The 13,668-nt window shown below is 70.1% G+C and carries 10 protein-coding genes; all 10 read right to left on the reverse strand.

What is annotated here, in order from left to right:
* Positions 1 to 55 precede the first annotated feature (55 nt).
* On the reverse strand, positions 56 to 2,452 hold the full coding sequence (locus HHL11_RS21375) for a DNA internalization-related competence protein ComEC/Rec2 (RefSeq protein WP_342593255.1): 2,397 nt from the start codon (positions 2,450 to 2,452) through the stop codon (positions 56 to 58).
* A gap of 118 nt (positions 2,453 to 2,570) precedes the next feature.
* Positions 2,571 to 3,611 carry a protein-glutamate methylesterase/protein-glutamine glutaminase gene (locus HHL11_RS21380; RefSeq protein WP_169420586.1) on the reverse strand — a complete coding sequence of 347 codons (1,041 nt, stop codon included), beginning with the start codon at positions 3,609 to 3,611 and terminating at the stop codon, positions 2,571 to 2,573.
* Positions 3,608 to 4,219: a chemoreceptor glutamine deamidase CheD gene (gene cheD, locus HHL11_RS21385; RefSeq protein ID WP_169420587.1), complete on the reverse strand. Its 612-nt coding sequence runs from the start codon at positions 4,217 to 4,219 to the stop codon at positions 3,608 to 3,610. The genes HHL11_RS21380 and cheD overlap by 4 nt, the downstream gene beginning before the upstream one ends.
* Before the next feature lie 7 nt (positions 4,220 to 4,226).
* The gene (locus HHL11_RS21390; protein ID WP_342593256.1) at positions 4,227 to 5,105 is read right to left on the reverse strand and encodes a CheR family methyltransferase; all 879 of its coding nucleotides are present in this window, start codon (positions 5,103 to 5,105) and stop codon (positions 4,227 to 4,229) included.
* A gap of 2 nt (positions 5,106 to 5,107) precedes the next feature.
* The gene (locus HHL11_RS21395) at positions 5,108 to 6,826 is read right to left on the reverse strand and encodes a methyl-accepting chemotaxis protein (RefSeq protein WP_169420588.1); all 1,719 of its coding nucleotides are present in this window, start codon (positions 6,824 to 6,826) and stop codon (positions 5,108 to 5,110) included.
* 61 nt (positions 6,827 to 6,887) lie between these two features.
* The gene (locus HHL11_RS21400; RefSeq protein ID WP_169420589.1) at positions 6,888 to 8,081 is read right to left on the reverse strand and encodes a methyl-accepting chemotaxis protein; all 1,194 of its coding nucleotides are present in this window, start codon (positions 8,079 to 8,081) and stop codon (positions 6,888 to 6,890) included.
* A gap of 28 nt (positions 8,082 to 8,109) precedes the next feature.
* The gene (locus tag HHL11_RS21405; protein WP_169420590.1) at positions 8,110 to 8,619 is read right to left on the reverse strand and encodes a chemotaxis protein CheW; all 510 of its coding nucleotides are present in this window, start codon (positions 8,617 to 8,619) and stop codon (positions 8,110 to 8,112) included.
* A gap of 198 nt (positions 8,620 to 8,817) precedes the next feature.
* The gene (locus HHL11_RS21410) at positions 8,818 to 10,401 is read right to left on the reverse strand and encodes a methyl-accepting chemotaxis protein (protein ID WP_169420591.1); all 1,584 of its coding nucleotides are present in this window, start codon (positions 10,399 to 10,401) and stop codon (positions 8,818 to 8,820) included.
* Positions 10,402 to 10,416: 15 nt separating this feature from the next.
* Positions 10,417 to 11,175, reverse strand: coding sequence for a substrate-binding domain-containing protein (locus tag HHL11_RS21415; RefSeq protein ID WP_169420592.1), 759 nt, complete (start codon positions 11,173 to 11,175; stop codon positions 10,417 to 10,419).
* Between the two features lie 187 nt (positions 11,176 to 11,362).
* A complete protein-coding gene (locus tag HHL11_RS21420; protein WP_169420593.1) occupies positions 11,363 to 13,663 on the reverse strand; it encodes a chemotaxis protein CheA in 2,301 nt (766 codons plus the stop codon).
* Positions 13,664 to 13,668: the final 5 nt, after the last annotated feature.

The raw sequence follows: 13,668 nt of genomic DNA on the forward strand, positions 1-13,668 counted from the left end.
CGCTCTCCGGGTTACAGGATAGCAAGTTCCTTGCCTCTTTCGGGGCGCTCCCGCGTCACTCCTCGCCGGCGGGCGCTTGCGGCAGCCGATGGCGCCAGTAGCGCGGGTCCAGCACGCGCTCGCACTGCACCTGCCGCGGCGCTGCGGAGCGCCAGCGGGCCGCGCCGCAGGCCGCCGACAGCACCAGCCGGATTCCATGCGAGCGATAGCGCGCCACCACCTCGGCCGCCGGATGGCCGAAGCGGTTGCGGTAGCCGGCCTGGACCAGGGCGGCGGCCGGCTGCACGGCGGACAGGAAGTCCTCGCTGGACGAAGTCTTGCTGCCATGGTGCGGCACCAGCAGCAGGTCGGCCCGCACGTCCGCCTGCCGATCGAGCAGCGCGCGTTCCTGCGGCCGCTCCAGGTCGCCCGCCAGCAGCGCGGTCGCGCGGCCATTGGCCAGGCGCAGCACGCAGCTCATGGCGTTGGACTTGGCTTTCGCTTCGTAGTCTTCGGCCGGCGGGTGCAGCACCTCGAAGCGCACGCCGTCCCATTCCCAGCCCTGGCCGGCCGTACAGCGCGTGCCGGGGTGCAGCGCCAGCAATTCGTGCCCGTCTTCCAGCGAGCTGAGGAGCGCGGCCTGCGGCTGCATGCGCAGCACCGCCGCGGCGCCGCCGGTGTGGTCGAAATCCCGGTGGCTGAGCATCAGCATGTCGATGCGCTCGTCCCAGGCGCGCAGCAGCGGCACCAGCACGCGCTGGCCGGCATCGGCGTCGCGGCTGTAGCCGGGGCCGGCGTCGTAGACCAGCGTGTGGTGCGCGGTGCGCACCAGCACGGCGTTGCCCTGCCCCACGTCGGCGGCCAGCAGTTCGAACTCGCCCGGCGGCGGTCGCGGCGCCTGCCAAAGCAGCACGGGCAGCAGCAACGGCGCGCCGAGCAGGCGGGCGCTCCAGGGCAAGGGCATGGCGAGCAGCAGGCCCCCCAGCACGCCCGCAGCGCCGGCCCAGACTGGCGGCGCCGGCGCCGACCAGGTGGCGAGCGGCAAGGACGCCATCCACTGCAGGCCCGACGCGAGCAGGTCCACCGCCCAGGCGGCCGGCGTCCACAGCCAGGGCAGGAACACGCCGGCCAGGCCGAGCGGCGTCACGACCAGCGTCACCCAGGGGATCGCGACCAGGTTCGCCAGCAGGCCCACCACCGAGACCTGCCCGAACAGCAGCAGCGACAAGGGGGTGAGCGCCACCGTCACCACCCACTGTTCGTGCAGCAGGCCTTGCAGCGAATGCAGCAAGCGGCGCCAGCGCGATTCGCCCTCGGGTTTCGCCTGTGGCTCGCGCCCGGTGGCGAACAACACGCCCACCGCGACGAAACTGAGCCAGAACCCGGCCTGCGTCAGCGCCCAGGGATCGATGGCGACCACGACGGCGCAGGCCAGCAGCCAGACCTCGGGCCAAGGCCAGGCGCGTGCACCAAGGCGCAGCAGGCCCACGCATCCGAGCATCCAGATGGTGCGCTGGGACGGCACGCCCCAGCCGCTGAACACCGCATAGGCCGTGGCCAGGGCGACGCCGCCCACCAGCGCGGCGTGCTGCGCGGGCCACGCCAGGCACAGGGTGGCGCTGCGCCGCCAGGCCAAGCCCACCGCCAGTGCCGCCGCCCAGGCGAACATGGTCACGTGCAGGCCAGAGATGCTCATGAGGTGGGCCACCCCGGTCGCGCGGAACACGTCCCAGTCGGCGCGCTCGATCGCGCCCTGGTCGCCCACCACCAGCGCCGCCAGCACGCCGGCCAGGCGCGGATCTTCGACGTGCGCATAGATGGAAGCGCGCACCGCGTGGCGCAACTGTTCGATCGGGTGGCACCAGGTGCGCGACAGCAACTTCGGCGGCGGGTCGCGCGGGCCGGCGCGCACATAGCCGGTGGCCTGCAAGCCCTGCTCCCACAGCCACAGCTCGTAGTCGAATCCGTGCGGGTTCACCTGCCCGTGCGGCGCCTTCAGCCGCGCGGCGAGCTGCCAGCGCTCGCCGGGCCGCAGGTCCTCGGGCTGCGCGCCGTCGTTAGCGTACCAGCCAAGCAGCACCTGCGGCGGGAGCGTGACGGGCTGGTCAGCGGCTCGGGCGGACTCCACTTCGAAGCGCAGGCGCAGCCCGCCCTCGCTGCGGTGCGGCATGGCAGCGACCATGCCGGTGAGGACGAGGTCGCGGCCTTCGAGCGCGGGATCGAGCTGGTCTTCCAGGTAGGCGCAGGCGCGCCAGCCGGTGGTGGCAAAAGTGATGCAGGCAGCGGCGAGCAGCAAGGCGATGCGGCGGGGCCAGCCGCGGGGGATCCACTTGTTGAACAGAAAGGCGGCTGCACCACCAGCGACCAGTGCAACGTAGAGCGAGGCCGTCCACAGAGAAGGTTGCTGCAGTTGCAGCGCCGGCCCCAGCACCGCGCCGAGCAAGGTGGAGGCGATGCCCGTGGGTTTGCTCACGCCCCATCAACGCGCGGGATGGTTCGCGTGGCATCCTCCAGATGTAGGGTGCGCAGCTCGCTGCGCACCGCTCGATGCGTTGGCGCGTGGTGCGCAGCGGAGCTGCGCACCCTACAGGTTACACGCTGACCAGGCTTTCCAGGCGCCCTGCAATGTCGCCCAATGCCATCACCTCCTTCGCCGCCCCGACCTGGATCGCCTGCCGCGGCATCCCGAAGACGACGCAACTCGCCTCGTCCTGCGCAATGGTGTGCGCGCCCGCGCGGCGCATCTCCAGCATCGCATCGGCGCCATCGGCGCCCATGCCGGTGAGCATCACGCCGACGGCCTGCCCACCGGCAGTGCGCGCGATCGAGCGGAACAAGGTGTCCACCGAAGGCCGATGGCGATTGACCGGCGGGTCGTCGGTGACGCGCAGCGCATAGCCGATGCCCCGCCGCGCCAGCATCAGGTGCCGGCCGCCGGGCGCGATGTAGGCCACGCCGTTGCGCACCACTTCGTTGTCCTCGGCCTGCTTCACGTCCATCTTGCACAGCGCGTCGAGCCGGCGCGCGAAGGTCTCGGTGAAGCCGGGCGGCATGTGCTGCGCGATCAGGATCGGCGGCATCGACTCCGGCAGTTCGGTCAGCACCTCGCGCAGCGCCTCGACGCCGCCCGTGGATGCGCCGATGCCGATGACCCGGTGCAGCGCCGCGGCCTGCGTCATCACGCGCGGGCCCAGCGGGGCGAAGCCGCTGGGCGCCTGCGGCGCGCGCCGGTGCCGCACCACGCGGGCGCCGGCGGCGGCGCGGATCTTGTCCGCGATCTCCTGGGCCCCGCTTTCCAGCTGGTCGAAGCTGGCGGGCTTGGGGAAGAAGTCCACCGCGCCCAGCTCCAGCGCGCGCACCGTCGTCTCGGCGCCCTCGCGCGTGAGCGAGGAGATCATGATCACCGGCAGCGGCCGCACCGCCATCAGGTTGCGCAGGAAGTCGAGGCCGTTCATGCGCGGCATCTCGACATCGAGCGTGATCACGTCCGGCGGGTTGCGGCGGATGCGGTCGATGGCGATCAGCGGGTCGGGCGACACGCCCGCCAGCTCCATGTCCGGCTGCGCGCCGACCACGCGCCCGAGGAAGGCGCGCATCACGGCGGAATCGTCGATGACGAGGACGCGGATCATCGGCGCCTGGCCTCGAAGATCTCGACCTCGCCGCCACCCGACTTGCGGGTGAGCTCGCGCAGGTACTCGCGTTCGCGCAGCTGCACCTGGTCGTTGGGCGTGACGTTCAGGCGCTTGACGTGCACCTTGCCGGTCGCGGGAAAGAAGTGCACCTTGCGCGGATGCACGTCCAGCAGGTCCTGGGCGGCGACGGGGATGCCTTCCACCTTCAGGAACTCCAGCACGAACTCGGCGTTCTTGGCGCCGACGTCCAGCTTGTCGAAGCCGGCCAGCACGCGGGCGCCGCCGAACACCTTGGCCACCATCCGGCGGCGGTCGGCGCCGAGCTTGCCCATGTCGTTGATCAGCACTTCCATGGCGTAGACCCCGAAGCGCGCCGACGCGGCCCAGGCCGCGCTGGGCGAAGCCGTGTCGCCGGGCAGCATGAAGTGGTTCATGCCGCCGATGCGCGAACCCGGGTCCCACAGGCAGGTGGAGACGCAGGAGCCGAGCACGGTGGTGATGGTGCCGGGGCCGGAAGAGGCGTGGTACTGGCCGGGAAGGATCTTCACCGCGTCCACCTGGAACTCGCGGTCGAAATAGCGGACCGGACTGCTCGTTTCGCTCACTGCAGATTCAACCCTGTCCCATGTGGCCCGCCAAGCGCTCGTACGCAGTCCGGCCGCACGAGCGGAAGCCGGGATGCGCCGAGGGGAAGCTTTCCGAGTGGCCCACCATCAGCAGGCCGCCCGGCACCAGCAGCTGCGCCAGGCGTGCCAGCAGCCGCTTCTGCGAATCGCGGTCGAAATAGATCACCACGTTGCGGCAGAAGATCACGTCGAAAGGCTCCTGCGCCGGCCAGGCTTCCGACTGCAGGTTCAGCTGCGCGAACTTGACGCCGGAGCGCAGTTCGGGGCGGATGCTGACCAGCCCGTCGTTGCTGCCGGTGCCGCGCAGGAAATGCTTGCGCAGGCGCTCGGCCGGCATGCCGGCGATGCGGTCGTGGCGGTACACGCCGCCGGCCGCCGTCTGCAGCACGTCGGTGTCGATGTCGGTGCCCAGCACCTCGCCCGGGCAGTCCTGCTCGCGCAGCACCATGGCGATCGACCACACCTCCTCGCCGGTGGAGCAGGCGCTGCTCCACACGCGCAGCTTGCGCTTGTCGCGGCGCTCGCGCGCGTAGCCGGCCAGCAGGTCGAAGTGGTGCGGCTCGCGGAAGAACGCGGTCAGGTTCGTCGTCAGCGCATTGACGAAGGCTTCGCGCTCGTCCGAGTCGCGCGCCTGCACCAGCGCCAGGTACTCGCCGAAGCTGGTGGTGCCGCGCGCGCGCAGCCGGCGCAGCAGCCGGTTGTAGACCATGTTGCGCTTCTGCGGGCTGAGCTTGATGCCGGCGTACTGCGCGATCAGCTCGCGCACCGTCTCGAAGTCGGGGTCGTTCAGCAGGGCCGCGGCGCCGGCACCCAGGTCGGGCAGCAGGCCCGGCAGGGTGGAGGCGAAGGCGGCGCGGGGATGCACGTTCAGAACTCCTTCCAGTCGCCGTTGGCGGCCAGGCGCGGCTCGGTCGGCGCGAAGGGCAGCTTGGGATTGGCGCGCGCCGGGATCGCGGGCGCGGCCTTCGAGCGGGTGGCGATGGGCGCGATGGCGGCCGGAGCCGGAGCCGGCGCGGGCGCCGGTGCGGCGGCGCGCGGCCGGGACTGCGCGTCGCCCAGGCGGAAGCGCGCCACCATCTCCAGCAGCGAGCGTGCCTGGTCTTTCATGGCTTCGGCGGCGGCCGAGGCCTCTTCCACCAGCGAGGCGTTCTGCTGCACCACCTGGTCCATCGTCGTGACGGCGGTGTTGACCTGCTCGATGCCGGAGCTCTGCTCCTGGCTGGCGGCAGCGATCTCGGCGATCAGGTCGCTGACCTTCTTCACCGAGGACACGATCTCGTCCATCGTCTTGCCGGCGTCGGCCACCAGGCGCGTGCCGGCGTCGACCTTGCCGACCGAGTCGCCGATCAGTTCCTTGATCTCCTTGGCCGCGCCGGCGCTGCGCTGTGCCAGGCTGCGCACCTCGGCGGCCACCACCGCGAAGCCGCGGCCCTGCTCGCCGGCGCGGGCGGCTTCCACCGCCGCGTTCAGCGCCAGGATGTTGGTCTGGAAGGCGATGCCGTCGATCACGCCGATGATGTCGGCGATCTTCTTCGACGCATCGGAGATGCCGTTCATGGTGCTGACCACCTGGCCCACCACCTGGCCGCCCTTGCGCGCGACGTCGGATGCGTTGGACGCCAGCTGGTTGGCCTGGCGCGCGTTGGCGGCGTTCTGGCTGACGGTGGACGTCAGCTCCTCCATCGAGCTGGCCGTTTCCTCCAGCGTCGTCGCCTGTTCCTCGGTGCGCTGCGACAGGTCCAGGTTGCCCTGCGCGATCTGCGCGCTGGTGTCGGCGACCGCATGGGCGCCGCCGGACACCTGGCCCACCAGGTCGCGCAGGTTGCGCAGCATGGTCTGCAGCGCCTGCAGCAGCTGGCCGGTCTCGTCCTGGGTGCGGACCTCGATGTCACCCGAGAGGTCGCCGCCGGCGATGCGGTCGGCCGCGCGCATGGCCACCTGCAGCGGCCGCACGATCACGCGGCTCATCACCAGCGCGATGCCGAAGGCGGCCACTGCCGCGGCCACCACGATCACGCCCAGCCAGGCCAGCGCCATGCGGAAGGCGGCGGCGGCGCTGTCGTAGCTTTCCTGCGCCAGCGACTTCTCCAGCGCCACCAGCTTGTCCATGTCCTTGCCGATTTCCTGGAACTGGGTGTCGGCGGCCTGCATCGACATGGCGCCGGTGGCCACGTCCGCCGAGCTGATGTCGATCGCGTCGTCCATCAGCTTGCGGTACTTCTCGATCTTGGGCAGCACGTCGGCCACCAGCGCCTTCTCGGCCGGCACCAACTGCACGCGCGCGTTGAGGTCGCCCAGGCTCTTGACCACGGCCGCGATCTTCTGCCGCTGCTCCTGGTTCACCTTCTTGATCTGGTCGTCCTTCAAGTTGGCGATCCAGGTGAAGAGGCGGTAGACGTTGGAGTGCACCTCGGCGATGTCGCCCGCGGCGTCGGCCGCGGTCTGGAAGGCGCTCATGCGGTTGCGGGCCAGCTCCTCCAGGGCATTGTTCTGCCGGGTGAGCATGACGTAGGACACCGCGCCCAGCGCCAGCAGGAACACGATGGTGACGGCCGGTGCGACCAGGATCTTCTGCCAGACTTTCATTTTCTTCTTTCGCTTCCTTCGACGTCGCCCGCCTTGGCGCGGGCGCTCCCCCCGACAAACATCAAGCCGCGGCCCGGCCCTGCCCGAGCCGGAAGCGCGCCACCAGGCGCAGCAGCGCGCCCGACTGTTCCTTCATCGACTCGGTGGCGGCCGAAGCCTGCTCCACCAGCGCCGCGTTCTGCTGCACCACGCGATCCATCTGGGCCACCGCCGTGTTCACCTGACCAATGCCTTCGCTCTGCTCCCGGCTGGCGGCGGCGATCTCGGCGATCAGGTCGCTCACCTTCTTGAACGAGAGCACCACGTCCACCATCGTGTGGCCGGCGGCGTCCACCAGCGCGCCGCCCGCCTGCACCTGCCGGACCGAGTCGGCGATCAGGCCCTTGATCTCCCTCGCCGCCGCGGCGCTGCGCTGCGCGAGGTTGCGCACCTCCGCGGCCACCACCGCGAAGCCACGGCCCTGCTCGCCCGCGCGCGCGGCTTCGACCGCGGCGTTCAGCGCCAGGATGTTGGTCTGGAAGGCGATGCCGTCGATGACGCTGATGATGTCGGCGATCTTCTTGGAGGCATCGGAGATGTCGTCCATGGTGCTGACGACCTGCTCCACCACGTCGCCGCCCTTGCGCGCCGTTTCCGCCGCGTTCACGGCCAGTTCGCTGGCCCGGCGCGCGGTGTCGGCGTTCTGCGCCACGGTGGACGTCAGCTGCTCCAGCGCGCTGGCGGTTTCCTCCAGCGTGCTGGCCTGTTGCTCGGTGCGCTGCGACAGGTCCACGTTGCCCTGCGCGATCTGGTCGCTGGTGTCGGCCACGCGGTGGGCGCCGCCCACCACTTCGCCTACCAGCTGGCGCAGGTTCTGCGTCATCTCGTTGAGGCCGTGGAACAGCTCGGTCACCTCGTCGCCGCCCTCGGCCCGCACCTGCACCGTGAGGTCGCCCTGGCCGACCTTGCGCGCGCTCTTCACCGCCACCTTCACCGGCCGCACGATGGAGGCGATGACGAAGTAGCAGAAGCTGAACTGGATGCAGAAGCCGGCGGCGCACACCATCGCCAGAAGTTCCTTGCCGCGGCTGGCACCGCCGCTGCCGGCCTCGATCTGCTCCATCTGCCAGGCGCCCACGCCCGCCACGGCCAGCATCAGCGCCAGCAGCATGACGAAGGTCCAGATCAGGCGCTGGCGGATGGTGAGCACCCGCAACAGGTCCTCCGTACGGCGGACCAGACCCCGGCTGCGCGCCGGCGCGGCGAGGCTGTCCATGGGTGCTTGCGGCCGCGTGTCCCGCGCTTCAGTGGACGGCGCTGTCGACCAGGGCCATGTCGGCGCCGGTCATCAGCTTCTCGATGTCGAGCAGGATGATCATCTGCTCTTCCACCGTGCCCAGGCCCGTGATGTACTTCGTGTCGAAGGTGGTCGACGCGAATTCCGGCGTCGGCCGGATCGCTTCGGACGACAGCGTCAGCACGTCGGACACCGCATCCACCACCACGCCCACCACGCGGCCGGCGACGTTGAGGATGATGGCGACGGTGAATTCGTCGTAGCTCACCTGGCCCAGGTTGAACTTGATGCGCAGGTCCAGGATGGGGACGATCACGCCGCGCAGGTTGATGACGCCCTTGATGAAGGCGGGCGCGTTGGCGATGGCCGTCGGCGTTTCGTAGCCGCGGATTTCCTGCACCTTCAGGATCTCGATGCCATAGCTTTCCTGGCCGAGGCGGAAGGTGAGGAACTCGCTGGCCTGGCCCTCCGCGGCCTTGGCCTGCTTGCCGTTACCTGTCTGCGCTTGGGTCTGCATCTGCGTCTTCTCCGTCTTTTCACTGTCCAGGACAGCATGCCATGTGTGCACGTCTGTTGCAATCGACATCAATTGTTACGGACAGCCTCCTGTCAATTTTTGCGGAGAGCGGCCTTCCGTATGCGCTTTGGCAGGATGGAAGGGCCCTCGCGCAGCCCGAACGGCGGGCCTCACTGTCGCCTGCGCGCGACGCCTGTTTCATGCCAACGCCGGCATGGCTGCGCCCTCCTGCCGCAGGCGGAAGCGCGCCACGGCTTCCAGCAGCGAACCGGCCTGCTCCTTCATCGCCTCGGTCGCGGCGCTCGCCTGCTCCACCAGCGTGGCGTTCTGCTGCACGACCTGCTCCATCTGGCTCACGGCGCGGTTCACCTGTTCGATGCCTACGCTCTGCTCCTGGCTGGAGGCGGCGATCTCGCCGATCAGCTCGCTCACCTTCTTCACCGAGGCGACGATCTCCTCCATCGTCCCGCCCGCGGCCTCGACCTGCTGCGCGCCCGCCTCCACCTGGCCGGCCGAATCGGCGATCAGCGCCTTGATCTCGCGCGCCGCTGCGGCGCTGCGCTGGGCGAGGTTGCGCACCTCCGCCGCGACCACGGCGAAACCGCGGCCCTGTTCGCCGGCGCGCGCGGCTTCCACCGCGGCGTTCAGCGCCAGGATGTTGGTCTGGAACGCAATGGCGTCGATCACGCCGGTGATGTCGGCGATCCGGTTCGACGACGCCGTGATGCCGCCCATGGTGCGGGCCACCTGGCCCATCGCTTCGCCGCCGCGCCGCGCGACTTCCGAGGCGCTCACCGCGAACTGGCTGGCCTGGCGCGCGCTCTCGGCGTTGCGGCTGACAGCGGCCGTCAGTTCGTCCATCGCGGTGGCGGTCTCCTCCAGCGTGCCGGCCTGCTCCTCGGTGCGCTGCGACAGGTCCACGTGCCCCTGCGCGATCTGGGTGCTGGTTTCCGAGACCGTGTGCGCCCCGGCGGCCACGGCGCCGGCGAGCTGGCGCAGGTTGCCGGCCATCTTGCCCATGGCGTGCAGCAGGCTGTCGCCGCCGCGCGCGTCAGTACGGACTTCGCCGGTGAGGTCACCGCCCGCAATGCGCACGGCCACCGCACGGGCGTAAGCGGGTTCGCCGCCCAGCTCGGACCGCAGCCGGCGGATGATCAGCCAGGCCGCGGCCAGGCCGACCAGCAGCGCGACCACCGACAACGCCACGATCGAAAGCCGCGTGCCGTGGTAGGCATCGGCGGCCACGCGCGCCTCGTCCGCCGCCAGCGAGACCTGGAACTGCTCGAAGCGGTCCATCGCGTCCAGCAGCCGCGCCTGCGCGGGCAGCACGTTCTTCAGCAGCACGTCCTTGGCGCTGCTGTAGTCGCCGTGTTCGGCGTGCTGCAGGAAGGCGTCCTCCTGCGGCAGGTAGGCCGCGCGCGCATCGGCGATCTCCTTCAGCAGGTCTTGCTCGCGCCCCGGCAGCACCGTCTTGCCCAGGCGGTTCAGGAGTTCGGCGATGTGCTCGCGATGCTGGCGCACCGCGACGAGTTCGGCCTTGACCTGCTTCTCGTCGTCCAGCACCAGCACGTTGCCGGTGCTGCGGGTGATCTGCCCCAGCGAGTCGCTGGCCTGCGCCACCGTGATCAGCTGCAGCAGCCGCGTGGTGGCCAGCGCTTCGACGTTGCGGTTGAAGCCGGCGAGCTGGCCCAGGCTGGTCAACGCCACCGCCGCCAGCAGGCCCAGCACGATGCCGAAGCCGAGGGCGAGCCGCGCCCCCACGCTCAGTTGGCGTCCGGACATGTCGCCTCCGCCCCGTCAGCGGGCGTTGCCGGCGGTACGCAGCGCGGCGATCACCTGCTGCACCTTGGGTTGCGGCTCGCCCACCGTCACGAAGGCCAGCGGGCGCTCGATGCGCGAGGTCTCCACGATCACCGCCTTGCCATCGGCCTTGACGAAGCCGCGTCCCAGGCCGCCGATGCCCGCCTCGTCGCCCGGCACCAGGTCCGCGATGCGCGAGACCGAAGTGAGCGACTTGACGCTGGCCGCGTAGTCCTGGTTGTTCATCACGATCTTCTTGATCATCGCGCGGGTGCCGCCGGTGAGCGCATCCGAGTACACGGTGATCGGCATGTCCTTGCCACCCACCTGCTTCCAGTTGGTGATCTTGCCGGTGTGGATGTCACCCAGCTGCGCCAGCGTCAGCTTCTTCACCGGGTTGGCGGGATGGACGATGAAGACGATCTCGTCCTTGCGGATCTCGTGCATGCGCAGCGTCGCGCCGTCGATCTTCTTCCCCGCGACCTCCGCCGCGGCCAGCGCGATGTCCATCGGCTCCGACACCATCGCGGCGTCGGCCCGGCCTTCGGCGAGGTCCACCAGGCCCTTGCCGGTGGCATTGGCGTTGATCTCCAGCTGGTGGCCGGTGGCCTTTTCGACCGTGGCGCGGTTGGGCGCGACGACCACGTTCAGCACCGTGGTGGCGCCGGCCAGCCGCACGGTGTCGGCGAGCGCGAGGGAGGGAAGTCCGGCCAGCGCGAAGGCGGCCAGCAGCACGGAGCGGGCTTGCACTTTCATGGTCTCTCCAACGATTTCGTTATGGCGGGACCAGCATCGCCGAGGCCGGCGGATGTTTCAATAAGTAAACACTAGAACGTTGCGCTTAAGCAAAATGACTGCGTGCAATTGTTGCCGGCCGCGCACAAGAAAAAGGGGCGGCTTGCGCCGCCCCGAAAACACCCAAGGAGACCTCCCTAGAGATCCTTCATGCGAGCATCGCTTCCTCGCGGCTCGAAATGCGCATCAGGTGCGCGACGTCCAGGATCAGCGCCACCGAGCCATCGCCCATCACCGTGGCGCCGGCCAGGCCGGGCACGCGGCGGAAGTTGGCTTCCAGGCTCTTGACCACCACCTGCTGCTGGCCCACCAGTTCGTCGACGATCAGGGCCGCGTTGCTGCCCTCGGTTTCCACGATGACGGCAATGCCGCCGGCGCCCTCGCCGCGCGGCTGCTGCGGCGGGAACAGGCGCGCCAGGTGCAGCACCGGCAGGTATTCCTCGCGCACGCGCAGCGTGTCGCCGGTGCCGGGCAGCGTGTGGATGTCGGACGCCTTCACGCTCAGCGACTCGACGACGGCCGCCAGCGGCAGCACGTAGGTCTCGGCGCCGATGGAGACCGTCATCGCTTCCATGATGGCCAGCGTCAGCGGCACGCTCACGGTCACCTTGCAGCCCTGCCCCGCGGTGGAGGAGAGGTCGATGGTGCCGCCCAGCGCCTGGATATTGCGGCGGACCACGTCCATGCCGACGCCGCGCCCGGAGATCTCGGTCACGCGTTCGGCGGTGGAGAAGCCCGCTTCGAAGATCAGGTTGAAGACCTCCGCATCGGGCGCGTCCGGCGCGATGGGCATGCCGCGCTCGATGGCGCGCGCCAGGATCCGCTCGCGGTCCAGGCCCCGGCCGTCGTCCGTGACCTCGATGACTATGTTCCCCCCGCGCTGGCTGGCGCGCAGGGTGACGGTGCCCACGGCCGGTTTCCCGGCGGCGACCCGTGATTCGGGTCGCTCCAGCCCATGGTCAATGGCGTTGCGGACGAGGTGCGTGAGCGGATCGGAGATCTTCTCGATCAGGCCGCGATCCAGCTCCGTGCCCTCGCCGGAGACCTTCAGTTCGACGCGCTTGCCCAGCTGCGCCGAGAGTTCATGCACCAGGCGCGGGAAGCGCTGGAACACGTTGTTGATCGGCAGCATGCGGATGGCGAGCACCGCCTCCTGCAGGTTGCGCGTGTGGCGCGACAGGTCCGCCAGCCCGCTGTTGCTGGTGTAGCGCGCGTCGTTGGAGCTGGCGTCGGCCAGCGCGCCGCTGCGCGCGAGCATCGCTTCGGTGATCACCAGCTCGCCCACCAGGTTCACCAGCAGGTCGATCTTCTCGGTGGCCACGCGGATGTAGCTGGCGTCGTGTGCCACTGGCGCGGCGGACTGCGCCTGCGGCGCGGGCTCGGCCTTCTCGGGGCGGGCGCGACGCGCCTTGTGGAAGTCCTGCGGCGACTCGAACAGGTCGACGCCGGCATCGGCCGCCGGCTTCACCGCCTTCTTCAGGTCCTGCGGCGTCACGAAGAGGTCGATGCCATGGTCGTCCGGCAGCGGCGGCGCCTGCTTCAGGTCCTGCGGCGTGACGAACAGCTCGATCGAATCGTCGTCCTCTTCCTCGTTCGACTCCTGTTCCGCGGCTGCCAGGGCCGCGGCCGTAGCGGCGCTGGCCTTGCGGCGGAACTCCGCCGGGTCAACGAAGAACTCGTCGTCGTCTCCCAGCGGCAGCGCCGCGGGCGCCGCCGGCGGCACCGCGTGCAGGTGCGGCACCGCGCCATGCGCGGTCGCGGCCGGCTGCGCGTCGGTGATCGTCTCGATGGTGATCAGCTCCGGCGCCACCACCAGCGACAGCACGCTCTGCAGGTCGGCCGCTGCGCCTTGCAGCAGCACCTCGAAGCGCACCGAGCCGCCGGCGCGGTTGTCCACCTGCTGGTTGGTGACGGTGCCCATGTCGGACAGGCCGCCCAGCATCATCTCCAGTTCGCCGTCGTCGATGGCGGCTTCCAGCGGCTGCAGCGCCACCCGGAACTTGCGCTGCACTTCGCCGGCCTTCGTGCCGCGCGCGTCGCTGGCGGGCTGCGCCACGCGTTCGCGCAGCAGCGCGGTCACTTCCGAATCGTCCGCGGCCTGCGGCTGCTGGCCGCGGTGGTGCATCACCTGCGAGCGCAGCACGTCGACCGCCTTCAGCATCGCCTCGATGTCGTCGGTCTCCAGCGCGCGCTCGTCCTTGCGCAGCAGGTCCAGCAGGTTTTCCTGCAGGTGCGTGAGGCCCGCCATGTCGGCGTATCCCAGCATCGCCGCACTGCCCTTGATCGAGTGCACGGCCCGGAAGATTCCGTTCAGGTCGTCCGGATGCGGCGCATCGGTGTCCATGCGCAGCAGGATGCCTTCCACGTTCGCCAAGTGCTCCAGCGCCTCCTCGAAGAAGATGGTGCGGAAGGCGCCGGGGTCGCCGAATGCATTGGTGGGCTGGTACATGGCAG

It is taken from the genome of Ramlibacter agri (assembly GCF_012927085.1).
Taxonomy (GTDB): Bacteria; Pseudomonadota; Gammaproteobacteria; order Burkholderiales; family Burkholderiaceae_C; genus Ramlibacter; species Ramlibacter agri.